The sequence below is a fragment of the Thermostichus sp. MS-CIW-15 genome, from assembly GCF_054060575.1.
In genome coordinates this window covers 1-23,166 of record NZ_JBSSDI010000019.1, presented here as the reverse complement: position 1 = coordinate 23,166, position 23,166 = coordinate 1, and the positions used below count along the sequence as shown (strand labels likewise).

Annotated in this window: 21 protein-coding genes, 1 tRNA gene, 1 pseudogene and 1 riboswitch; of the genes and pseudogenes, 7 read left to right on the top strand and 16 right to left on the bottom strand. The window is 59.7% G+C overall.

Going from position 1 to position 23,166, the window contains the following annotated elements:
• Window positions 1-6 precede the first annotated feature (6 nt).
• Complete coding sequence (locus ACVW0R_RS08510; RefSeq protein ID WP_099812602.1) at window positions 7-933, bottom strand: alpha/beta fold hydrolase; 927 nt, start codon at window positions 931-933, stop codon at window positions 7-9.
• Between the two features lie 89 nt (window positions 934-1,022).
• Between ACVW0R_RS08510 and ACVW0R_RS08505 the strand changes: the two genes are divergently transcribed.
• From ACVW0R_RS08505 to ACVW0R_RS08490, 4 genes are all read left to right on the top strand, one after another.
• The gene (locus tag ACVW0R_RS08505; RefSeq protein ID WP_011429066.1) at window positions 1,023-1,754 is read left to right on the top strand and encodes a WecB/TagA/CpsF family glycosyltransferase; all 732 of its coding nucleotides are present in this window, start codon (window positions 1,023-1,025) and stop codon (window positions 1,752-1,754) included.
• Between the two features lie 525 nt (window positions 1,755-2,279).
• Complete coding sequence (locus tag ACVW0R_RS08500) at window positions 2,280-2,966, top strand: ATP-binding cassette domain-containing protein (protein WP_099813283.1); 687 nt, start codon at window positions 2,280-2,282, stop codon at window positions 2,964-2,966.
• 92 nt (window positions 2,967-3,058) lie between these two features.
• Window positions 3,059-3,976 (top strand): cell division protein FtsX, encoded by a 918-nt coding sequence (locus ACVW0R_RS08495; protein WP_457393193.1) that lies wholly within the window; start codon window positions 3,059-3,061, stop codon window positions 3,974-3,976.
• A 93-nt stretch (window positions 3,977-4,069) separates the two neighbouring features.
• Entirely contained in the window at window positions 4,070-4,309 is a 240-nt protein-coding gene (locus ACVW0R_RS08490) for a DNA-directed RNA polymerase subunit omega (protein ID WP_011429075.1), read from the top strand.
• A gap of 32 nt (window positions 4,310-4,341) precedes the next feature.
• Here ACVW0R_RS08490 and ACVW0R_RS08485 read toward each other — a convergent pair whose 3' ends face one another.
• From ACVW0R_RS08485 to coaBC, 4 genes are all read right to left on the bottom strand, one after another.
• Window positions 4,342-5,145 (bottom strand): mechanosensitive ion channel family protein, encoded by an 804-nt coding sequence (locus ACVW0R_RS08485; RefSeq protein ID WP_099812601.1) that lies wholly within the window; start codon window positions 5,143-5,145, stop codon window positions 4,342-4,344.
• A gap of 39 nt (window positions 5,146-5,184) precedes the next feature.
• On the bottom strand, window positions 5,185-6,303 hold the full coding sequence (cax, locus tag ACVW0R_RS08480; protein ID WP_011429079.1) for a calcium/proton exchanger: 1,119 nt from the start codon (window positions 6,301-6,303) through the stop codon (window positions 5,185-5,187).
• A gap of 187 nt (window positions 6,304-6,490) precedes the next feature.
• On the bottom strand, window positions 6,491-7,249 hold the full coding sequence (locus ACVW0R_RS08475; RefSeq protein WP_011429080.1) for a hypothetical protein: 759 nt from the start codon (window positions 7,247-7,249) through the stop codon (window positions 6,491-6,493).
• A gap of 54 nt (window positions 7,250-7,303) precedes the next feature.
• Window positions 7,304-8,527 carry a bifunctional phosphopantothenoylcysteine decarboxylase/phosphopantothenate--cysteine ligase CoaBC gene (gene coaBC, locus ACVW0R_RS08470; RefSeq protein WP_099812599.1) on the bottom strand — a complete coding sequence of 408 codons (1,224 nt, stop codon included), beginning with the start codon at window positions 8,525-8,527 and terminating at the stop codon, window positions 7,304-7,306.
• A gap of 349 nt (window positions 8,528-8,876) precedes the next feature.
• Here coaBC and ACVW0R_RS08465 point away from each other — a divergent pair, with 349 nt between their 5' ends.
• The 3 genes from ACVW0R_RS08465 to ACVW0R_RS08455 all read left to right on the top strand — a co-directional run bounded on the left by ACVW0R_RS08465 (window position 8,877) and on the right by ACVW0R_RS08455 (window position 12,019).
• Window positions 8,877-9,245, top strand: coding sequence for an AbrB family transcriptional regulator (locus tag ACVW0R_RS08465; protein WP_011429082.1), 369 nt, complete (start codon window positions 8,877-8,879; stop codon window positions 9,243-9,245).
• Window positions 9,246-9,504: 259 nt separating this feature from the next.
• A complete protein-coding gene (locus ACVW0R_RS08460; protein WP_457391796.1) occupies window positions 9,505-10,293 on the top strand; it encodes an Ig-like domain-containing protein in 789 nt (262 codons plus the stop codon).
• A gap of 10 nt (window positions 10,294-10,303) precedes the next feature.
• A complete protein-coding gene (locus ACVW0R_RS08455) occupies window positions 10,304-12,019 on the top strand; it encodes a helicase HerA domain-containing protein (RefSeq protein ID WP_041438042.1) in 1,716 nt (571 codons plus the stop codon).
• Here the strand turns inward: ACVW0R_RS08455 and ACVW0R_RS08450 are convergent.
• From ACVW0R_RS08450 to ACVW0R_RS08400, 11 genes and pseudogenes are all read right to left on the bottom strand, one after another.
• Window positions 11,989-13,233, bottom strand: a complete 1,245-nt coding sequence (locus tag ACVW0R_RS08450; RefSeq protein WP_099812597.1) for an FAD-dependent hydroxylase — start codon at window positions 13,231-13,233, stop codon at window positions 11,989-11,991. The genes ACVW0R_RS08455 and ACVW0R_RS08450 overlap by 31 nt on opposite strands.
• Window positions 13,234-13,235: 2 nt before the next feature.
• Window positions 13,236-14,228, bottom strand: coding sequence for a methyltransferase domain-containing protein (locus tag ACVW0R_RS08445; RefSeq protein ID WP_011429086.1), 993 nt, complete (start codon window positions 14,226-14,228; stop codon window positions 13,236-13,238).
• Window positions 14,229-14,442: 214 nt separating this feature from the next.
• Window positions 14,443-16,686, bottom strand: a complete 2,244-nt coding sequence (gene metE / locus ACVW0R_RS08440; RefSeq protein ID WP_099812596.1) for a 5-methyltetrahydropteroyltriglutamate--homocysteine S-methyltransferase — start codon at window positions 16,684-16,686, stop codon at window positions 14,443-14,445.
• Between the two features lie 406 nt (window positions 16,687-17,092).
• Window positions 17,093-17,297: riboswitch (cobalamin riboswitch) on the bottom strand.
• Window positions 17,298-17,311: 14 nt separating this feature from the next.
• Window positions 17,312-17,386 (bottom strand) — tRNA-Arg (locus ACVW0R_RS08435).
• Window positions 17,387-17,419: 33 nt separating this feature from the next.
• The gene (locus tag ACVW0R_RS08430; protein ID WP_011429088.1) at window positions 17,420-17,905 is read right to left on the bottom strand and encodes a molybdopterin synthase catalytic subunit; all 486 of its coding nucleotides are present in this window, start codon (window positions 17,903-17,905) and stop codon (window positions 17,420-17,422) included.
• Window positions 17,906-18,169, bottom strand: coding sequence for a MoaD/ThiS family protein (locus tag ACVW0R_RS08425; protein WP_011429089.1), 264 nt, complete (start codon window positions 18,167-18,169; stop codon window positions 17,906-17,908). It lies immediately after the preceding gene.
• The gene (moaC, locus tag ACVW0R_RS08420; protein WP_099812595.1) at window positions 18,144-19,238 is read right to left on the bottom strand and encodes a cyclic pyranopterin monophosphate synthase MoaC; all 1,095 of its coding nucleotides are present in this window, start codon (window positions 19,236-19,238) and stop codon (window positions 18,144-18,146) included. Before moaC ends, ACVW0R_RS08425 begins: the two co-directional genes overlap by 26 nt.
• 4 nt (window positions 19,239-19,242) lie before the next feature.
• The gene (gene moaA / locus ACVW0R_RS08415; protein WP_011429091.1) at window positions 19,243-20,181 is read right to left on the bottom strand and encodes a GTP 3',8-cyclase MoaA; all 939 of its coding nucleotides are present in this window, start codon (window positions 20,179-20,181) and stop codon (window positions 19,243-19,245) included.
• Window position 20,182: 1 nt separating this feature from the next.
• Complete coding sequence (locus ACVW0R_RS08410; RefSeq protein WP_099812594.1) at window positions 20,183-21,346, bottom strand: molybdopterin molybdotransferase MoeA; 1,164 nt, start codon at window positions 21,344-21,346, stop codon at window positions 20,183-20,185.
• Window positions 21,324-21,797 (bottom strand): nitrate reductase associated protein, encoded by a 474-nt coding sequence (locus ACVW0R_RS08405; RefSeq protein ID WP_011429093.1) that lies wholly within the window; start codon window positions 21,795-21,797, stop codon window positions 21,324-21,326. The genes ACVW0R_RS08410 and ACVW0R_RS08405 overlap by 23 nt, the downstream gene beginning before the upstream one ends.
• Window positions 21,794-23,059 (bottom strand): annotated as a pseudogene (locus tag ACVW0R_RS08400) (molybdopterin oxidoreductase family protein); the annotation flags it as partial. The gene ACVW0R_RS08405 and the pseudogene ACVW0R_RS08400, both read right to left, overlap by 4 nt.
• Window positions 23,060-23,166: the final 107 nt, after the last annotated feature.

Sequence of the window (23,166 nt, the reverse complement as noted above, 5' to 3'; positions counted from 1 at the left end):
GAGTTGCTAGGGGATCCCGAGCTCAGGTTTTCGGGTGGGATCCCGGATCCAAGCCAGCAGCAGCGGGTTGACCAGCTCCGGGGCCTCGTCTTGGGGGCAGTGGCCAACTCCCGGCAGGGGGATGAACCCCACCACGCAGGGGAACTCGGCCAAGGCCCGCCCCAAAGCAATGGGCTCCCAGGGATCCACCTCTCCCCAGAGGATGAGGACGGGGCAGGTGACCTGCGGCAGGAGATCCTCGGCCAAGGGCCCCTGGGAGTAGCGCACAAAGGCCAAGAACACCTCTGCCGCTCCCGGATCGAGGGCCGGTCGCAGCAAAAGCTGCACCAGGTCTTCCGTAACCGCTTCCTTGCGCCCATACGCTTGGAGGAGGATGTTGCGAATGGCCCAGGGCTGGGCTATCTGGGCAAAGAAAAACCGGCCGAAGGGGGGCCACCCCAGCAAGGACTGGATGAGGGGGGTGGTTCGGCGGCGCAGCCAAGAGATCTGGCGACGCTTGCGCTCGTGCAACAGCCGCAGTGAGGGATCCAACATCGCCACCCCCAAGGCCTGGCCTGGCTCGAAAACAGCCGCCTGCAAGGCCACAATGCAACCAATGGAGTTGCCCACCAGATAAGCTGGCTCCCCCACCACCTCCCGCCCAAAATCGGCCACCTGGGCGCCCCAGGTTTCAAAGGTGTAGGGGAAAGGGGATCCCGGCAAGGGCTTGGCGGATCCCCCAAATCCCAGGAGGTCAAGGGCGTACACGCGGCAGTGCCGCCCCAGCTCCGGCAAATTTTTCCGCCAGTGGTCGCTGCTGGCCCCAAAACCGTGGATAAGCACCACCGCCGGGCCGGCGGATCCCGCCTGTTGGTAGCGGATGGACTGGCCCTGCCAGAGCCAGCGCCCCTCGCGGGGGGCCAAGACGCTTGTAGAAGGCTGTTCAGAGAGCATGGAATCCCTATCTCACCCCGAAGGATAGCGCTCTTTTTTGTTGGCACAATCTGGATTGGGAAGCAAGTTCTCTCCCTAGGCCCGTGGCAATGTCGTTGGTAACCTACTCCCTTTTGGGCGTCAACCTGCACCTTACCCTGCCGGAAACCCATCTGCAGAGCTATACCGCCTGGATTGAAGCCCGCATCAGCCAGGGCCTGGGTGCTCAGGTAGTCACCTGCAATCCGGAGATGATCATGCAGGCGCAGCGGGATCCGGCCTTTGCCCAAGTGCTGCAGGAGGCTGAGCTGGTGATCCCAGATGGGGCGGGGGTGGTGTGGGCTTTGCGGCGGCAGGGGATCCGTGTCCAGCGGGTGCCGGGGATCGAGCTGGCCGAAGCTTTGATCTCGCGGGCAGCAGAACGGGGGTGGCGCTTGGCCTTGGTGGGAGGAAGGCCGGCAGTCAACCGGGCAGCGGTTCAGCAGTGGCAAGCTCACTTTCCCTCTCTGTCCATTTGGGGCCATCACGGCTACTTCTCTGGCGCCGAAGAGGAAAAACTTCTGCAAGCTCTCCAGAAAATCCAACCCCAACTGGTGTGGGTGGGGCTGGGATCCCCGCGGCAGGAGCTGTGGATCCAGAGATGGCGCAGCCTCTTGCCCCAGGCCATCTGGATGGGGGTGGGGGGCAGCTTCGACATTTGGGCCGGCCAAAAACGGCGAGCCCCCCGCTGGTGGCGTGACCATCACCTGGAATGGTTGTATCGTCTCTATCAGGAACCTTGGCGCTGGCGACGCATGTTGGCTTTGCCCAGGTTTGCCTGGCGGGTGCTGTGGGATCGCTGATACATTTACGCTGAACACTGCTGAACATCACTGTTCAACTATGCAGCGATAGCATTCTGCTTGTTTCCATTCGCGTTAGCGGGACGGAGTCCAAACAGAATGGCGGTATCCCGCAAAGCTTTGAGTAGAATACCCAAAGCGCAGTTTCCGTGTCGTCTTACTACCAATTTTCTGCTTTGCTTTGGCTACCATGTTGGCAGACTCGAAAGTAAACAGAAAGATCAACTGGTAGTAATCCGTACTGAACATATTATACATTATTTTCAGTATAGTTGAGCTTATTATTGACTAGAGTCATGCTCTTCTCCCTCGCGCTCCTAGCCTGGCAGCTCCACTCGTTCCCTTCTCTCTAGGCGCTTTACCACGATGCTTGGTCAGCACATCGGCTACGCTCCCCGCCTTCACCCTTGGGCTGGTACAGCCCCAAACCCCTCCCTCCTCGTCCCAACCGACCCAGAAACCACCTTGGGCCTCTACCGCAAGCCCCAGACCGGATCCCTGCCAGCCCTAGGTAGCGCTGAGAGCATGGTGTCGCTGCGGGGGGTGAGCAAGGTCTTTCCCAACGGCAACTGGGTTTTCCGAGATGTGAACTTGGAGGTGCGCCGCGGCGAGTTTGTGTTCGTAACCGGGGTGTCGGGGGCGGGCAAGTCCACCCTGCTACGGCTGCTCTACGGGGCCGAACAGGCCACCGAGGGCACGGTGATAGTGGATGGGGTGTGTCTGTTTTCTTCGGAAGGTCGGCGGCGGCCCTACCGCATCCCGCCCCGCCCCCTAGCAATGTTGCGGCGGCGCTTGGGGGTGGTTTTTCAAGACTATCGCCTCTTGGCCAATCGCACCCTGGCGGAAAATGTGGCCTTTGTGCTGCGCGCCCAGGGACTTTCCCCAGCAGAGATTCGCCGCCGCCTGGGGCCGACTTTGAAGATGGTGGGGCTGACCGAGAAGCGGGATTGCTTCCCGGACGAGCTTTCGGGAGGGGAGCAACAGCGCCTCAGCTTGGCCCGCGCCATTGTCAACATGCCCGTCTTGTTGCTGGCCGACGAGCCGACGGGAAATCTGGATCGGGAAAACTCCCTATTGGTGCTCCAAATCCTGGAGCGGCTCAATTCTTTTGGCGTGACGATCCTCATGACTAGCCACGACCCCTATCTGGTGGAGCGGGCGGGTCACCGGGTGGTGCGCCTGGAGGGAGGACATCTGTACGATATGCGCTGAGGGGCTCCCGCCAGAGCGGCGCAGCCCCATCTTCCTCTCCACAACTGCGACGCTAAAGCTTAGAGCGGGCAAACTCTTGGACGGTAGGCAGCATGCACTCTCTCTCCCGATTTCTCAACAAAATCCGCTACCTCCTGCAGGAAACTTTTTTGGGGTTGCGGCGAGGAGGCTGGCTAAACTGGGCGGCGGTGAGCACCCTGTTGGTGTTGCTGTTTCTGGTGGGGATCGGCGTGGAGCTGTCTCGGGGGGTGGATGCAACGGTCCAGTCGCTGGGGGGGCAACTGGAGATCTCCGTCTATCTGGAGCCGGAACGCCGGGGGGTGGATTTGCAGCCCCAAGTGGCCCAACTGCCTCATGTGGCGGAGGTGAGGGTGATCACCAAAGAGCAAGCTTGGCGCGACCTTTTGCTGGAGATGGGGATCCAGGATGAGGCGGCCCTGGAGACCCAGTTGGGGGATAACCCTTTGGTGGATGCCCTGCGAGTCAAGGCCGATTCTGCCGAGATCCTAGGTCAAGTGGCCGAGCAGATCCGCCAACTGGAGGGGGTAGACGAGGTGTACTACGGCGACCGCATTGTGGAGCAACTGGCCCAAATCCAGGAGGTGCTACGTCTGGGATCCCTGAGCATCACCGGGGTGTTGGCCCTGACGGCAGTGGCGGTGATCACTACCACCATTCGCCTGGTTGTCATGGCGCGGCGGCGGGAGATTGAGGTGATGCAACTGGTGGGTGCGACGGCGACCTGGATTTACTTGCCCTTTATTTTGCAGGGCTGCCTGTTCGGGGTAGTCAGTGCGCTGGGGGCTTGGGGCTTGGTTCTGGGATCCCAACAGTTACTGCAGGAGGCGCTGGAGCAGTTGATTGCGCTGCCCTTCCTCAAGGTGATGCAGGCCGATCCCGGCCAGGCGGAGTTTTGGTTTCTGCCGCTGCTGTTGCTGGGGATGGGGGTTTTTCTGGGCACCAGCAGCAGCTTGATTGCAGTGCGCAAGTCGGCGGGGCGTTGGTTTTGATCGGGGATCCCTCGCCCTGGGCCGGGCTGACGCCCTTATGAGCTGCGAGAGGTTTGCTAAGATAAAAGGCTACCTGGTAACAAGACGCCGACCATGACCTTGCGTAACCCTCACTTGGGCATCGACAACGACGAGCTGATGCGTCGGGTAGAGGCGTTAATTAACGCTTCCAAAAACCGCTATCGCATCACAGTGCAGGTGGCCAATCGGGCCAAGCGTCGCCGCTACGATGACCCCAACGATGTGGAAGAGGGCTGGATGAAGCCCATTCGCCGCGCCATCATCGAAATGTCCGATGAGCTGACCGAGCCGGAAATCATCGGCGACGAGTAGCCGCCTGGCCCCCTTGGAGCTGCGATGGCCAGCTAGGGAGGAAGTTGGCCGGCTCGCTCCTCAGAAATGGGATCGGGGTTGCTCAGGCGTGACTCCATTGGGTGCAAAAGGCGGTGGGTTTCTTCCGGGCTGAGGCCCTGGATGCGCATCTCCAGTGGGCTGCGGAACCAGAGGGCTTGTTGCGGAAACGGGATCTGGATCCCGGCTTGGTCGAAGGCATGCTTGAGGCGACGGCGGTATTCCCGCGTCACCCGCCACTGCTGCAGCGGTTGCACCTTGATCCAGATGCGCAATGTAATCCCCCGCTCCCCCAGGTCATCGACGCCGTGCATCTCGGGGGGCTCGCGGATCTTGTCCCGCCAGGCCGGCTCCCGATACATCTGTAGAGCCACCTGCTCGGTAATGCGGATGGCCTGTTCCAGGTCGTTTTCGTAGGCGATCACGATCCCCAGATCCACCCGCGACCAGCCGTTGGAGAGGTTCTCCACCACCCGAATGGCGCTGTTGGGAATGGAGCGGGCCCGCTGCGACACCGGCGGCAGGCTGCCGGGATCCCCCTGTGGCGCGGCGACCAAGAACAGCCGCCGCCCATCCAGTGTCACGGCCTCCGTTTGGATGGAAGCGGTGGGCAGGCTGAGCGCTTGCCGCAGCTCTTCCAGAGCATCCAAGCGGCTGAGCAAAGGCACGTTGGAGGCGGTGCCGTGGTTTTGAGAAGTTTCCTGCCCCCAGGCAGGCTCGATGGCCGGAGATAGGGCGAGGGACGCGCCGAAAAGGAGCGGCCACAGCAGGGATCCCATTTTCCCCGACTTATCTACCGGTCGCAGCTGGCGCAACATGAATCGTTTGCGTCCGCGGTGTGGAGTACTTGAACAACCTCACTCCAAAAAGAAAAAAGCAATGCCGAGAATGGCATAGGTGGCCAAGAGCAACAGCCCCTCCAGCCAGTTGGAGCGACCGTCGCTGCTGACGGAGTTGACCAGCAACACCGAGACGGCAATGGCCACCAGCTCCACTGTGCCGAAGTTAAAGTTCATCGGCTGGCCCAGCACGTTCCCGGCCAGCACCAACAGAGGCGCCACGAACAGGGCAATTTGCATCGTCGAGCCCAGAGATACTGAGAAGGAGAGATCCATCTTGTCTTTCATGGCCACCGTGATTGCCGTCGCATGTTCGGCCGCATTGCCGATGATCGGCAGCAAAATCACCCCCATGAACAGCGAGGTAATGTGCAAGTGCTCCAGAGTATGCTCCAGGGTGCTCACCAACAGTTCCGACTCCAGCGCCACCAACACCGTCAACCCCAAGAGGGCCAACAGCCAAAACCCCAAACCGGCCCGCTCGGGCGGGGCCGTCAACACTTGGGGAATGGATCCCTCTGCCTGCAAAACCGGATTGGGGGCGAGACGGGCAGCGGCTTCATGTTCTGCCGCCTCTGCCTCGTGAATGGTGTAAAGGTAGCTGTGGGTTTTGAGGGAAAACAGCAAGGTAAGGCCATAAACCCCGATCAGCACCAAAGCCACCGCTGTAGAGAGCTCTTGGATGGAGAGCGCGCCCAAGTTGGCGTCGGCATAGGTGACCACGCTGGGCAAGATCAGGGCCACCACCGCCAGGTTCATTACCGAGGCGTTCATACGCGCCACTTCGGGCCGAAAGCTCTGCTCGCGAAACTTAATGCCGCCCAAAAACATGGCCAGCCCGGCCACCAGCAGCAGGTTGCTGATGATCGAGCCGGTGATGGAGGCTTTCACCACCTCCACCAGTCCCGCCTGCAGCGCCACCAGGCCAATGATTAGCTCGGTGGCGTTGCCAAAGGTGGCGTTGATCAGTCCCCCGATCGTCGGCCCGGTCAAGGCAGCGATCTCCTCGGTGGCTTGACCCATAAACTTCGCCAAGGCCACCACCGCCAAGGCCGCACAAAGGAAGACCAGATTGGGATCCCAGCCCTGCAAGTGGCCTGTCCACGAGAGGGGAACCCCCAGCAGCAGCAGGAACATCAAGCCGTTCAGCGCTCTCTGCCAGCCTGCTGCAGGGCGAACTGAGGAAACCAGAGAATTTGCATCGGCCAGAGTCATAGTTCCGGGGAATAGAGGCTGATAGATAGTTTCAGAAGTGTGGCGGCGGCAGCAGCGGCCTTCCAAAGCAGTCTAGCTGCTGCCAGGGAGGCTTGAGTAGGTACTGCCATTAGAGGGAGATGACTCGATGGCGCTGCAGCAGGCGGAGGAGCTCGGCTCCCAGTTGATCCACCAGGTGCTGCGGATCGCCGATTTTCAAAAAGCTGCTGCCTTCCACCTCAAAGGGAAAGGATCCCTCGATGCCGTGGCGGGGCAGTTGCACCAGCAGCAGTTGCTCGGGGCGCTTCGATTGCAGGGCATAGCCCAGCTCCAGACAGACCTGTGGGCTGGGCAGAGGCCGCCCCCGGCCATTGACCTGCACAGGGGTGACATCGGCCACCACCAGCAACGCCTGCTTGAGCTTGCGAATCAGCGCTGCGTCGATGAGGGGTGTCTCTGGGGATCCCTGCAGTTGTAGCGGAAGAACCGGCTGATGATGGCGGTTAATGGCCTCCACCACCGTCTGCAACGCCTGGTGCAGCGTGGCGCTGGAGTCGGGGTAATCTGATTGGCCACAGAAGTAGATGGCCGGCTCCGTGATGCTTAGGGCAGCCCGCTTATTGAAGTAGATCTCGCGGCTGATTAAATCGAGGTTGGAGATGCTGTAGGCGCCGCTGCCCTCGATGTAAAACTCCACCAGCTCCCCTTCCAAGTAGCGCTGCCACCAGACAGAGGCCTTCACCTGCTCCACATCGTCGAGGAAATCGGCTCGCATCGCCGTTTTCAGGAGGCCGGTACGGCTTAGGCGCAAGTCAGGGGCTCGCTGTTGCACTTGGGAGGCAGACAACACCGAATCCAAATACCAGGCTCTCAAGACAATGATCGCCATCGGATCCCTCTGCGCTTAGCCTCAAAGGTACCTGATTTTGGCCGGCTATCCAAGTCAGCCCAGGCGCAGGGCCAGATCCAGCAGCCGGTGAGCCAGGGTCGATTTGGTGGCCAACGGGAGCAGTTCCGGGTTGCCCTGCCGCGGGATCCAGTAGCCTTGGTTGTGGCTGCTGCCAAAGCCGCTCTCCGGCTGGTCGATGGGGTTGGCCACAATGGCGTCCAGCCCTTTCTGCTGCAGCTTCTCCTTGGCCGGGGGGAGAGGATCCCCGCTCTGGGCAGCAAAGCCGATAAGAAGCTGGCCGGGACGTCGGTGACGGGCTAGGGCTGCCACCAAATCGGGGACAGGCTCCAAGGGCAGCAGCAGGGGCAGCTCGGCCTTGGCCAGCTTGCCCGCATAGGTCTGCGTGGGCCGCACATCCCCCACTGCCGCTGCCATCCAGAGCACGTCCACCTGGGGAAACTCCGCCCGCAAAACCTGCTCCAGTTGGGCTGCTGTCTCCACCGGGATGGCCCGAATGGCGAAGGGTGCTGGATCAAAGGGGATCCCCAGCGGCCCATGCACCAGCGTGACTTCGGCCCCCCGACAGGCGGCGGCCACCGCCAGCGCCACCCCCATCCGCCCACTGGCCGGGTTGCCGATAAAGCGCACCGCGTCGATGGGCTCGCGGGTGCCTCCTGCCGTCACCAACACCCGCTTCCCTTGCCAGTCTTTTTGCCCCCCTGTCCAGAGCAGAGCCCGCACATACTCCTGCAGCGCCTCTGGCTCCAGCAGGCGCCCTTCCCCCACCGCATCGCAGGCCAGGCGGCCCCTGGCCGTGGGCAAGGCCCAGAAGCGGGGATCCCGTTGCAGCCGCTGCCAATTCTCGGCCACTGCTTCAGCCTTCCACATGTGGGTATTCATGGCCGGCGCCAAGGCCACCGGACAGTGGGAGGCCAAAACCACGTTGGTGAGCAAATTGTCCGCCAGCCCCTGGGCCAGCTTGCCCAAGGTGTTGGCCGAAAGCGGCGCAATCAGGAGAGCCTCGGCCCATTCCCCCAGCTCGATGTGCAGCGGCCGTCCCCGCGCAGCTTGCCAGAACTCGGCATCTGTAAAAGCCGGCTGACGGGACACAGTGGCAAACGTCAGCGGGGAGATAAACTGTTGTGCAGCTTGCGTCAAAACCACCCTCACCTCTGCCCCCTGCTGGGCCAGAGCAGACACCAAAACCGCAGTTTTGTAGGCAGCAATTCCCCCGCTCACCCCAACCAGCAGACGCCGCCCCGACCAAAAGGGATCCATATCAGCGAATACTCAAACAGCCCTGTTTCCAGTTTCCCTGCCTTTGCCAGCAACACAACAGGAATCCCTCGCCCAAAGTGCTAGGGCTCAGGCCGCCGATCCCGCCGAGAAGAGCACTTGCGAGCCTAGGGCTTGCCTGGGGAGAACCCCTCTTTCGCAAGTCCGACCTCGACTCTACAGGTTCTGTCCCGCAGGGGGAATTCGCTACTGCTGTTTTGCGCACTCGCCTCTTCAGATCCCATTCCGCTTGCCGAACTTGTCTCCTCTAATAAGAAAGAGTTGAAGGCAACTTATTGCAATCGCTATTTGTTTTTGGCTACACTAACTGTTGTCCTTGAGCCATCTTGATATGACTACGACCGGTAAACCAAAACCACTCACTGGCCAAGAGCTCCTCGACAAGGTAACTTCGATGGGAAATGCGGATCGCAAGGAAAAAGCTCGCGCCTGTGGCTACGTCACCTATACCAAGAATGGTCAGGAGCGAGTGAATCTGATGCAGTTCAACAATGCCTTGCTGAAGGCAGTCGGTGTGGATCTCGATGCTAGTGATGAGAACGGTTCCCGCGGTCGGGCTCCGACTTACCGGGTTTCGGTTCACAAGAATGGCAACCTCCTCATCGGAGCTGCCTACACCAAGAAGATGGGCCTCAAGCCGGGGGATCAGTTCGAGATCAAGTTGGGCCACCACAACATCAAGCTAGAGCGCATCGACTGATTTCCTGTCGCCTGCCTTGTCGAGGTTCTCTCTGCTGATAACAGCGTTTCAGCTTGGGTAAAGCCCTCGATGGTTAGGGAAGAGCGAGATGCTTCTTTCCCTCCATCGTCACCCTGTTTTTAGGCGGACAAGGGATCCTCGTATTCGTTGAGGATCCCTATCTGTCTGTATCATCTGTATCAATAGGTATCAATTGATGGCTGAAGCGCAGAGGGCTTCGTTATTCTGACAAAAGTTAAAGTTCATGAGGGCGGCGGCAATGTACACTCCAACTGCACAGAACCTGGCCCGTCGGTGGCGACGCTGGCGAATTTGGGTGGGGCTGGTGGTGTTGGCAGTGGTGTTCTGGGCCGTTCAGCCTCATCTGCAGGTTGAGTCGCAATCGAATGCGCCGCTGCAGTGGGTCTCCTCTCAGCCAGCCCCCGAGCAGCAGGATGTTTTTGTGGACGGGGTTCTACGGCTGCAATTCGATCGGCCGCTGGATCCCAATCTACAACGGCTGGCGGTTCAGTTGGAGCCGCCGGCAGCGGTCATTTTCGACGTGCAGGGAGACGAGTTGTTGCTTAAACCTCGGGATCCCTTGCGCTTTAGCACCGACTACACCCTCACGATCGCGCCGCAGGAGGGGCTGCCGCTGGAGCAGACCATGCAACTGCGCTTTCGCACCGAGCCGCAGTTTACCTACGAGCGGGACATCAAGCCGTTGCTGGAGGCCAGTTGTGTCGGCTGCCACCAGCCGGCAGGGCGACAGCGCACCCAGTTGCTGGACAGCTACGAGGCGGTTCTGGCCTACGTCAAGCCAGGGGATCCCAACAGCGAGTTGATCGATCCCCGCTGGACGCGCCGCCACGCCACCATCCTCAACGCCAACAACCCCAACCGCCCTCAGGCCCGCGGCGGATCCCCGGAGATCGCCTACCTCCAGGCCCGCGGGCTGCCCCTCTCTCGTCTGGGCTTTTGGACGCCGGAGGAGGTGGAGATCGTCCGCACTTGGATCGTCCAAGATGGGGCCCCCCGCAGCAGCGCCCGCGCTCAGGCGGGCAACTAGTCTCACCGCCATGACCGCTCCCCAACCGCTAGCCACCGTCATCCAGGGATCCCTGAGTCGGGGCTTGGAAGCTCGCCTCAACCCCGGTGTCTCGGTAGAAGACCTGCGGGTGGGCAAGTTTGTGGTGATCCAGGGGGAGCGCCACCGCTTCTTCGGCCTGCTCACCGACGTTACCTTAGCAACCAGCAACCCGCAGATCTTGGTCAATCCCCCCCGCCCGGAAGAGACCCTGCTGCAGGAGGTGCTGGCGGGTACCGGCACCTACGGGGTTATCGCCCTCACGCCCATGCTGATGCTGGTGCCGCGGCAGACGGAAGCAGAGAGGCTGTATCCCCTCATCGATCCCAAGCGGCCAGACGACTGCGGCTCAGCCCCTCCTGCTGCCGAGGCGATGGAGCTGTTGCCGGTGAAAACGGTGCCGGCCCACTTTTCCCAGGTGTACGAGGCGCGGGAGCTGGACTTTCGCACCGTCTTCGGCTGGGAAGACGACCCCACTCGGCGCAACTTCGCCATCGGCCAACCCTTGGACATGGCGGTGCCCATTTGTCTGGATCTGGATCGCTGGGTGGAGCGCAGCAACGGCATCTTCGGCAAGTCCGGTACCGGCAAATCCTTTTTGGCCCGCCTGATCCTGGCGGGCATCATCCGCAAACGGGCGGCGGTAAACCTGGTTTTTGATATGCACTCTGAGTATGGCTGGGAGGCGGCCAGCGAGGATAGGCAGGCCACCACCGTCAAGGGGCTGCGGCAGCTCTTCCCCGGCCAGGTGCAAATCTATACCTTGGATCCCGATTCCACGCGGCGGCGAGGGGTGCGGGATGCCCGCGAGCTGTTTATTGCCTACAACCAGATCGAGGTGGAGGATCTGGCGCTGTTGGCAGAGGAGCTCAACCTCTCCGAGGCCAGTCTGGAAAACGCCATTATCCTGCGCAACGAGTTTGGCCGCGACTGGATCAGCCGTCTTTTGAGCCTTTCCAACGCCGAGATTCAGGAGTTTTGCGAGCAAAAAATGGGCAACAAGGCCTCGATCCTGGCCCTGCAGCGCAAGCTCACCCGTCTCGACGACCTCAAGTACATCCGCAACAGCCTGCCCCACAACTACATCGGCGAGATCCTGGAGGCCCTCAGCCGCGGCATTCACGTGGTCATCGAGTTCGGATCCCAGTCCAACCTGCTCTCCTACATGTTGGCGGCCAACGTCATCACCCGCCGCATTCACCAGGCCTATGTGCAGCAGACGGAGCGGTACTTGCAGTCCAAAAATCCCCTCGACCGGCCCCGGCAACTGTGCATCACCATCGAGGAAGCGCACCGCTTTCTGGATCCGCGGGCGGCCAAGCAGACCATTTTCGGCACCATCGCCCGCGAGATGCGCAAGTACTTTGTGACGCTGCTGGTGGTGGATCAGCGCCCTTCCAGTCTCGACCGCGAGGTGATGTCGCAGTTGGGCACCCGCATCACGGCCCTTCTCAACGATGACCAAGATATCGAGGCTGTGTTCACGGGTGTAGCCGGCAGCCAGAACTTGAAAACGGTGCTGGCCAAGCTGGATTCCAAACAGCAGGCCCTGGTTCTCGGCCATGCCGTGCCCATGCCGGTGGTGGTGCAAACCCGCTCCTACGACCAGAGGTTCTACGCCGAGATCGCCGATCCCGATTGGTCAGAGGCCGCCGATGCGGAGGTGCTTTGGGCAGCTCAGAAGGCCAAGGAGGAACTGGGGCTGTAGGGAGGGCTGCCCCACAGCCCGGTCATCAGGCGCAGCAAAAAGCGCCGCAGCGGCGGAAAGCGTATCATCCCTATCAAAACCAAGCGCCGCAAGACCACCAGGGGCCAGTAGGAGTTGGAGAAAGTGCGGGTGAGGAGATCCGTAAAGAGCAACACCACCCAGTTTTCCCAGCGGCGACGGCGACCGTAGCGCCGCAGGACTTGGACCTCTCCCAAATCCTCCTGTCGTCTCCAGGCGTCCAGCAACACTTGGGCCAAGGCAGCGGCATCGCGGATGCCGAGGTTCAGCCCTTGGCCAGCTACGGGATGACAGTGGTGAGCGGCGTCCCCCACCAAAGCCAGGCGGTGCTGATAGTAGCGGCGGCTCTGGCGCAGGCGGGCCGGGAAGACTTGGGGCGGGTTCAGCAAGGTAAGGTAGCCGCCCTGGTCGCCGTAGTAGCGCTGCATCTCGGCCAAGAAGTCGGCCTGGGAAAGGGCCAGCGTGGCCTTGGCCTGCTCGTGGGGCAGGATCCAGACCACCTGGCAGCGGTTGCCGGGCAGGGGCAGGATGGCGAAGGGGCCGGCAGGCCAAAAGCGCTCGTAGGCGACGTTTTGGTGGTCTTGGGCAGGGGCCACCAGGGCGGTGATACACGACTGCCAGTAGTCCCAGCCGTCGCTCGGGATCCCTGCCCGCTGGCGCACTTGGGAGCGCAGGCCATCGGCGGCTACCACCAGGGAGGCGGCCAGCCGGCGGCGGCCTTGGGTCGTTTCCAGCTCTACCTCAGCCGCAGCCTCCCCGTAGGTTACGCTCTCCACCCTGGCTTCGTAGTAGCAGGTGATCTGGGGATCGGCAGCCACCCGCTCCTGGAGCACCTGCTGCAGCCGAGCATGTTCGCCGCAGTAGAAAACTGCCGTTTCCCCCACATCCTCCGGCCTAAACGTCACCCGCTGGGGAGCGTCGGCGTCGGTCAGAATCACCTGGGCAAAGGGTGTGATGTGGGGAGCCAGCGCCTCCCACACCCCGATGGCCCGAAAGATGCGGATCGACAACGGCGAAAGGGCATAGGCCAAGGGGCGCTGCCTGACTGCCTCAGCCGACTGGGCCTCAATGAGGGCCAAGCGCAGGCCGGATCCCTGCAGGGCACAAGCTAGGGTCAAGCCCGCAATGCCGCCGCCGACGATGATCACGTCGTAAACGGCTGCCAAGGTAGTCGGAGTGGGAGCAAGGGTTGTCATTTCTAGTGCTGAGTGCTGTGGGCAACTACTTCTGGGCGGGCGGAGTTTGCCGGCGTGGCGGCCCGCACCGCTCGGAACATGCCAAAGCGGCAGAGGCCAGTGCCGAAGGCCAGGCGCATGAGCAAGAAAGTGGGCACCTCCCGCAGCGACTTGATCAAGCCCACCAAGCCAAACTTCAGCAACCCTTCGGGACGGACAACCCCCTGCCAGATGGAATCCAGCCAAGAAGGAAGAGTTTCTTGCGTCCAGTCGGCAGTTTGCACCTGTCCTTCCACCAGGCCCGTGGCTTGCAACTGTTCGGCAAACCCCTCGATGCTGGAAAAGGCGGGGTGCGACCACTGATCCAACAACTGCCGCATCACCAGCCGCTCCCAGAAGTTGAGGGGCTTTTGACGGTCGTCGCGCTGGTTCCAGTCCGCCACCACCAAGATGCCGCCTGGCTTGAGCACCCGCAGCATCTCGCTGGCGTAGCGAGCCTTGTCCGGCATGTGGGGCCCCGCCTCGATGGACCAGACCACATCAAAGCTGGCGTCGGGGAAGGGCAGGTTGAGGGCGTCGGCCACCTGAAACCGGACGGGCAGATCGGGGGGGGTGAGCTCCTGGGCCCGCTGCACCTGCTGCGGGCTGATGGTGATGCCGGTCACCACAAAGCCATAGTCGCGGGCCAAGATGCGACAACTACCGCCAATGCCGCAGCCCACATCCAACACCGTCGTCCCCGGCGGCAGCCGATCCAGCCCGCCCCAGCGCACCATCTCGTGGACAAAGTCGTGCTTGGCCTGGATGAAGTTCTTCCGCCGCGGCGGGGATCCGTAGTGGCCCAGGTGAATATGCTCGCCCCAGTAGAACTCCAGGATCCCGTCTCGCGTCCATTCGTCGTAGGCGCGGGCTACCGATTCAGGAGAGCGGTACTTGCGGGCGGTCAACAGGTAGGCTCCCAATCCTATAGCTAGGAGCAGGACTAGGCCCCAAAAAACCCAGAGTGTTGGATTCATTAGAACTACCTTGAGATGGCTAGAGATGGCAATTGATGATTGTTGCTGCGGTGGCAACAGACACAGCGGGGATCCCTTCTGGCCTCCGTTGATCCAGCGGAGCAAAGCCCCACTCTCATCTTGCCCTATTTGCCAGCCGCAAGGCGGCCTAGGAGTGTCGTAGCCGCACGGTTGCCCGCGGAGGAGACGCTGGCCTGAGCAACCTTGCCGGGGGCTAGGTGGCCTGGAGCTCCTCCCTTAGACGCTGAGTGGCTGCCACCATGTTTTTCAGGGCAGGGATCACTTCCTCCCAGCGGCGGGTTTTTAGGCCGCAGTCGGGGTTGACCCAGGTTTGCTCTAGCGGCAAGTGGGCCACTCCCAGGCGCAGTTGCCGGAGAATCTGCTCGGTGTCGGGCACCGCCGGGCTGTGAACGTCGTAAACGCCGTTGCCTACCTGGTGGCGATAGCCGGCTTGGGCAATCTGCAGCAAGGTTTTGTTGCTGCTGCGGCTGTTTTCGATGGAGAGGACGTCGGCATCCAGACGCTCGATGTGCTCGATGATGTCCCCGAACTCCGAGTAGCACATGTGGGTGTGGATCTGGGTTTCGGGCTTGGCGCCAGCGGTAGTCAGGCGGAAGGCCTCCACCGCCCAACTTAAGTATTCTGGCCAGCGCTCTTTTTTCAAGGGCAGCCCCTCTCGCAGCGCTGGCTCGTCCACCTGCACCATCGCGGCTCCGGCAGCTTCCAAGTCGGCTACCTCTGCCCGCAGGGCCAGGGCAATTTGCAGGGCCTGCTCGCGACGGGAAACGTCAACGCGGGGGAAGGACCAGTTGAGCATGGTTACCGGCCCTGTCAGCATCCCCTTGACCGGCTTTTGAGTCAGAGATTGGGCCACCTTGAACTCCCGCACCGTCATGGGGCGAGGGCGAGACACGTCGCCGTAGAGAATGGGGGGACGCACGCAGCGGCTGCCATAGCTCTGCACCCAGCCGTGCTCGGTAAAGGCAAAGCCCTGCAGTTGTTGGGCGAAGTATTCCACCATGTCGGTGCGCTCGAACTCACCATGCACCAGCACATCCAGGCCAATTTCTTCTTGGATGCGGATGCACTTGGCAATTTCGGCGTCGATGGCAGCTTCGTATTCGGCCTGGGAGATCTCGCCCTTTTTGTACTTGACCCGCCACTGCCGGACTTCGGGGGTTTGGGGAAAAGAGCCGATGGTGGTGGTCGGCAGCGGTGGCAGCTTGACCTGCCGGCCTATACGCTGCTCGTAGGGAAGGGAGCGCTGGAAGTCCTGCGCCGTCAGGTTGGCCAAGGCCTGGCGCACTGTAGAGTTGGGGGGATTGAAGTCCTGGAAGGCCTGCCACTGCTGCTCCAGCTCCTGCTGCTGGGCGGCGGTGTCTTCGCCGTTGAGGGTGCGGGCCAGCAGAACCACCTCGGCCAGCTTCTGCTCGGCAAAGCTGAGAACATTGCGCAAAGGCTCTGGCAGGTGGGTTTCCAGAGCAGCGTCGTGGGGCACAAATTGGAGCGAGCAAGAAGGCTGCACCCGCAGGTTGGGGGCTAGGGCTTGCAGCTCTTGCAGAGTGGCCAGAACGGCTTTGGGCTGGATCTGCCAGACGTTGCGCCCGTCCACTACCCCCGCCCCCAGGATCTTGTCGGCGGGGAAGCCGTGGGCTCTGACCAGTTCCAGGTTGTGGCCGCGGGTGAAGTCGAGGCTGAGGCCAGCTACCGGAAGCTCCACCGCCCAGGGGTAAGTCTCCCCCAAGTCGTCAAAGTAGGTAACCAGGTGGAGAGGGATCCCCACGCTTGCAAGCCAGCGGTAGGTCTGCTCCACCGCTTCCTGAAGACTTTTGCCTTCGCTGGTCACCAAGATGGGCTCATGGACTTGCACTTCCCGGATCCCCAGGCGCTGCAGCTCCTGCAAGAGTTCTCTGTAGAGAGGAAGCAGCTTCTCCAGATCCCCCCGCAACTCGCCAGAGCGCTGGCTTAGAGCAAGAAGGGTAACCGGACTGAGGAGGACGGGGCTGGTGCGGTTTCCTAGGATCCCTTGCGCCCGTCGCACCGTGGCCAGGAAGTCGTCGAAATGGGCCTGAGGGATCGCGTCGGCCTCAATTTCCGGCACCAGGTAGTGGTAGTTGGTGTCAAACCACTTGGTCATTTCCAAGGCCGGCAGCCCCTCCTGCCCCCGCGCCATGGCAAAGTAGCGCTCCAGGCCTGATAAGCTCTGAAACCGGGAGGGAATCAGCCCCAGCCAGGTGGCCCAGTCCAAAACGTGGTCGTAGAGGGTTTGATCTCCTACGGCAATGTGGTCGAGGTTGGCCTGTCGCTGGGTTCGCCAGGCCTGACTCTCCAGATCCTGCAGCGTCGCCAACAAGGCTTCCGCCTCCAGGGTGCCGCCCCAAAAGGCCTCCAGGGCTTTCTTCAGCTCGCGGCGCTTGCCCATGCGGGCATAGCCTAGGGTTTGAGTTTCAATGGCCATAAGGTACCTTGTCCTGAATCGAATTCGGTAATTGAGGTTGCCGCCAGTTGTCATCCAACCTAGGCAGCAAGAGATGGCCGCCGACATGCCTATCGGTGGCATCCCGGCAGAAGGTTTTCCCTAGGCCAGGAAACCTGCCGGAGCTGTCAAGGCGTTCCTTCACCCTGGCGGCTTGCCCACTCTGCACAGGGGGATGCCCAGAGGACTCTTTTGTGCAACCAAAGCGAGCAACCGTCCTCCTAGCTGCCCCTGAGCTAACTGCTCAGCTCTCTTGTCCGCGCTTTTGACTGAGTGCCTACGATCCGAGAGCGTCGAAAATCCGTAAGCAGGCCGATGAAAAAACTTCGAGACGGGAACGGGCTAACGTCAAAATGGGGAGCATATCTGTACCTCGCAGATATGGTGAACTGTGGAAAAACCGCCGGCGGGCATTCTGACTTGCTCAGTTTTGGAGGGGCTGGCTTGCGTCTCAAGGCCTCTTGCAACAACGAACTAGGGATCCCAAGTCCAAAACCGGCTCACAGCTGCGGGACAGCGGCAGATTCTCACTGCACTTTCCCCGTTGCCTCTGACGGCTGATCCCCGTCAGAACCGACAGTAGACTTTATCCTATCACTGGTTTTAGCGGGACTGGGCGGATTTGAACCGCCGACCTAGCGCTTAGGAGGCGCTTGCTCTATCCAGGCTGAGCTACAGCCCCAGGTCAGGTACCTCACTGATACTAGCAGAGAGGCTAGGGGGTATCGCCGCAAGGCTGCCGAGCAATAGCGTTCTTATGGAATTGCTGGAACAAAGGCTTTGCTTTCTGACACAAAACCCAACGCGGCGGCTCACCCCAGTAGTACTCTTTTTTCCAAATGGGCAAGCGCTCCTTGATTGCATCAATGATGTAACGTGCTCCAGCAAAAGCGGCGCCGCGATGTTCAGCTGTAGCACCAACCCAAACCGCAATATCACCAATTGCAAGATGACCCTGGCGGTGACAGGCAACAGCACCGCAGAGGCCAAACTTGGCGTGGGCTTCTCGGAGGATCTTCTCGCCCTCCTTCTGGGCAAGGATCTCGTAGACTTCGTACTCCAAGCTGAGAACAGGTTTGCCCTGGCTGTGGTTGCGTACCCAGCCCTCGAAGGTTACTAAGGCACCCGCTGTGTTATTGACGAGCAAACGACTGAGTTCAGCTGGCTGGATGGTGCTATCCACAATTAGAAAACGCAGCATTTAGCCCCCACAAACTGGTGGAATGAAAACTACCAAGGCACCTTCATCTATCGGCCTAGTCAAGTCACAGAACTCATGATTGACAGCAACCTTAACGTCCTCCGCTGCTAGCGAAAATCCATACTTTGCTTGCAGCTGCTGATAGAGCTCTAGGTAGTTTGCTGCACTGGTTTGCAGCACTTCGCTGCTCCGCTGAGCCTGTTCCCGCAGCACTGCTACATATTGAATTGTTACGGTCTTACTTAGGACAGATTGAGTTACCATGGCTGCAACTACCCCAAACTGATTGGAAAGTGGCATACTCCTCGGCGGTATTGACGTTCATGAGCTCGACCTCATGGTTGGGGGTAACTAGGGTGCAGGGCTGCCTGCTGAGGATTTCCACAGGGCAGTACACCCCTTCCGCGTAAGCCCTTTCTAGTACCGCTGCAGCTTGAGGAGTATAGATGGCGCAAAGAGCTTCCGGGAAGCCGCGCTCGGGGTTAACATAGCAAGTTGCGATTGTTTCGGCTTGGTAGTGATCCAGCAGCTTTTGGATTGTTTCTGACCGAAGGTTCAGTAGATCACAGGCAACAACCAACCAGTTAGCTTCAGGATGAGTATTCAAGGCAGTCAATAGGCCACTGATCGGGCCAACGCTTTCTACTAGATCTGGTAGTGTGGGCAAGAGCTCTAGAGCTGTGCCCGACCACTGACCGGCACGCGCTGACAAGTAAACCTGCTGGCAGTAGGGCTGCAGCAGTTCATAGAGATAGGCGGCGTGGGGTTTGCCAAAAGGGTTCAGCAGCGCTTTATCGCGACCCATGCGCTTGCTACGTCCCCCTGTGAGCACCAAGCCATAGAGGGGACGTTCCAGGAGGGCGTTTTTGCCGCCGGACTTAGTTACTAGGCGGATCTCCTGGATGCAGATATGGGGCGACACCGACTTGCACATGTCATAGATTGTCAGCGCTGCTGTTGCCGCACCACAGAGAGCTTCCATTTCAACCCCTGTCTTAGCGCTGGTCTTGACAGTGCAGTGGATGGTTACAAGCAAGTGATCATCAATTGTGATATCAAAGGTGCAGTCTTCAACAGGGATCTGATGACAAAAGGGGATCAGTTGGTCAGTTCTTTTAACAGCCATTGTACCGGCAATGGTTGCTGTCTGAAATACCGGTCCTTTTTTCAGGTGGATATCTTGGCCAACAACATAGGATCTGAGAGCAGGTGGCAGTTGAACTCTTGCCCGTGCTGTGGCCGTTCGCAAAGACACCGATTTGTGGCTAATATCTACCATATGCGGATGGCCTTGAGCATTAAGATGGGCCCATGTACGATCAGCTTTGTCCATAGAGCTAGCCCCCTAAGCCGTACATTGGGTGTGAGACCTGCTCAACCCGGCGCAGTGGTTTCATCCCCAAAAGCTGCTGGTAAATTTGCTGACGTTGGCCTGGTGTTTTGTCTCGAACCGAGAGACCCTCCTCACTAAATAGGCAGGCAAAGAGACGACCATCAGCTGTCAAGCGCCACCGGGAACAGCTGCTGCAGAAGGGCTGAGACTCAGAGGCAATAAATCCAACTTTAACATTCTCGTCGATTGTAAAGTAAAACGCTGTCGAATCAGGTGCCGCTGGAAGGGGGGTTAGAGTATAGCGTTCTTGCAGACGGGCAATGCACTCTTGTGCTGAAACGTAGTGTTCTTCATAGAGAGAGTTGGCATAGCCGACCCGCATCAGCTCCAGAAAGCGAACTGTCACGCCTGTCTTGCGGGCAAACTCAACGAAATCAAATAGCTCGCAATCGTTGATCCCCCGCATTACAACCGTATTGACTTTGAGGCTAAATCCCCGGGCAATACCCTCCTGGATATTACGGAGAATATCCGCCAGGCAGTCGCGACGGGCAATTGCAGCTTGGGTGGAGGGCTGTAGGCTATCGAGGCTAACATTAAGGTTGAGAACGTTGGCAGCCTTGAGAACGTCCCAGTAGCGGTGGAGCAGCAGGCCATTGGTTGTTAGGCTGAGGGACGGGATCTTCAGCTTGGCAAGTTCCTGAATGACTTCATCAAAGTCTTGCCGAACCAGAGGCTCACCACCTGTAATGCGAACTTCTTCAATGCCATAGTCCAGCAACTCGCCAATAATTTCTTTGTATTGCTGCGGAGTTAAGTAGCTACTTTTGTCCAGAAATTCTGGATGCAAAGGCATGCAGTAGCGGCAGCGAAGGTTGCATTGATCGGTTAGAGAAACCCTTAGCTTGCGAATGCGACGATTCCATTGATCCACTAGCTGCATCTTAGTACCACGGATAGAATTGGATGCTTTGCTCGGGGCTGAGGATAGTTTGAGCCGGGGGTAACTCTACAAAGCCATCGCTGTCTGTTAGAGCGATGAAGTCTCCGGAGTTGTTAGGCATAATCGGTGTAAAGACTCGGTTGGCGCTCATCTTAACGGGCACAAAAAGAGTGAGATTGGGTTTGAAGGTAATGACTTCACTTAGGTGCCCAGAGTCAGTGTTACGGTTGAGGAGATAACGATGCAAACATACAAGAGCTGAGATGGGGTTGCCTGGGAGGCCCCAAACTATAGTATTGGCCTGATGGTCGATGCCAAACCACATTGGCTTGCCTGGCTTTTGCGCCACGCCGTGGATGTAGGCAGTAACACCACAGCTTTGCCAGATGGCCGGCAAGTAGTCACACTTTCCCCTTGAAACACCCCCAGAGTAAATCAAGAGGTCGTAGTTTGGGGTATTGGCTTGGTAGTGGGTGGCAATGGCAGCAGGATCGTCCGGAAGGTGATCGGTCTCAACCTCGGTATACCCGTAGGCAAGAAGAGCCGCTCGGAGGGCCTCAGCGTTGGAGCGCCGCAGTTGGTAGGGTGCAGGGGTTTGCTCAATGGGAATCAATTCGCTGCCAGTTGCCACAACTTTGATGCGAGGAGTCCTCTCAACTTGGATGCGGCTGTAGCCAAAGGAGGCCAAGATCCCGACGTGGATGCTCTTGAGGGTAATGCCGGGGCGGAGAACCAGCGCTCCTGCAGAACAATCGCTACCTTGGGGATGAACAAAATCACCCCTGTTGCGTTCGACTTCCTGGATGATGGTGGCAATTCCTCCCTCGATACGAATTTGCTCGTAGGGAATGACGAGATCACTACCCAGCGGCAGGGCACAGCCAGTCATCACTTCCAAGCACTGCTGCGGATCGGGCAGGGTGGCAGGGCTTGTCCCCGCAGGGGCTATGCCTGCAACAGCAAAGCTTCGCTGCCCAGCAGCATAAGCGGCATAGTTGATGGCGATACCGTCCATCAGGACCCGGTTAATTGGCGGGTAGTCCCGATCGGCGTAGATCGGCTCTGCCAAAACCCGGCCCACACAGCTTGCAATCGGGATCGACTCGGTTTTGGCTGGCAGCCAGTGGTCTTTAATAATGGCTTCAGCTTCCTGGACAGTGACCATAGGTGTGGGGTGCGGAAAATTCCTGAAAGGCGGGTAGGAAATTGCGGTTTTCGTGGCCAGGGCGACTGAGCTTAATGAGGGCAAAGCGCTGCAACGGGGTCAGCTTTTGCCATAGCTCAAGAGTCAGCACGACCCCCTTGGCTGCCGCCTGCTCAAGAACGCAGTCAGGGATGGTGGTAGCGTCTTCCCAGGCAGGGTTTGGATCAACAGTTACCTCAGCGGCCTGCTCTTGGCAGACACTTTCGATAAGGTGAATTAGGTAGGCGCGGTAGGCAGCTCGGTTGTCAGCAGTATCCGTTGGCAGGTCAACCAAACTTTGGCGCTGCTGGTAACTAAAACGCAGCCACTGATGTAACTTGAGCTTGATGCCGCACTGATCGAGCTTTAAGCGCACGATCATGGGAATGCAGCGAAGGCTGTCGGCAAAGTCTTGCTCAAACTTAAAGATCATTTTGGTGGCCGCTCGATGCGACTAAGCTTGACGGCACAGGCTTTGAGTTCAGGTTGCTTTGAGCTGGGGCAGGCAACCGGGTGGGTGAGAGCGTTACAGCTTGTATCATTGCCCCACAATGCCCCCCAGTGCATGGGCATGAACACTGTGCCAGGGCTGATGGCGCAGGTAATTTTAACCGGCAGGGTAGCCTTGCCGCGCCGTGATTCAATCCTCACCCAGTCACCCTCAGTTAGCCCTACCTTGCTGGCATCGCGGGGATGGATTTCGAGAAAGGGTTGGGGGTGCATTGCTCGGATTTTGGCGACATGTCCAGTGCGGGTTTGGGTGTGCCAATGGCCATAGAGACGTCCTGTGGTGAGGATGTAGGGATATTCAGGGTCGGGCGGCTCGGCAAGGCCGCGGGAATGGCTGGGGATAAAGCGGGCACGACCTGTGGGCGTTGGGAAACGGTGATCGGTATAGAGGTTGCGGGTCTCCACTGAACCTGTGCGCGGATATGGCCATTGCTGAGGCCCCTGGCGCAGGAGCTCATGGCTGAGGCCAGACTGATCGCAGAGACGCCCGGCAGTTAGACCCACATATTCGGCAAAGACCTCAGCGCTATCGGCAAAGTCAAATGCCTTGGCAAAGCCCAGGCGGCGGCCTACTTCCGCCCAAATTTCCCAATCAGCCCGCGCTTCACCAGGAGGGTTACGCCAAGCTGGACAGAGGGTAACGCGGCGCTCCGAATTGGTCATGGTGCCTGTCTTTTCGCCCCACTGGGCAGCAGGGAGTACCAGATGGGCATAGGCAGTGCTTTCGGTGGGGAAGTAGGCGTCTTGGACAATCGTAAAGGGCGACCGCGCCAGAGCTGCTTCTACCCGACGTAGATCAGGCAGGCTCACCAGGGGATTGGTGGCGGCAATCCACAAAATATCGAGGGCATCGGCTTCGAGGGCACGGATCATCCCCAGCGCATCAAGGCCAGGTTCAGGGTTAATTGGGCCAAGCTGCCAGTGCTGCTCCACTGCTGCCCGATCCTCTGGATTCGTAACCTTGCGGTAGCCGGGCAATAGATGTGCCAAGCCGCCCGCTTCTCGACCGCCCATAGCATTGGGCTGACCTGTTAGCGAAAAGGGCCCTGCCCCTGCAAACCCTATCTGGCCGGTGAGCAAATGGAGATTGATGAGGCTGGTCACCTTGGCCGTGCCTTCGCTGGACTGGTTAAGCCCCATCGACCACATGGAAAGCGTTTTCTGCGACTGCTGCCACAGTCGCGCAACAGCAAGTACCTGATACATTTACGCTGAACACTGCTGAGCATTACTGCTCAGCGGTGAAGCGATAGCATTCTGTCCGTTTCCGTTGTCACTACGCGACGCTGACG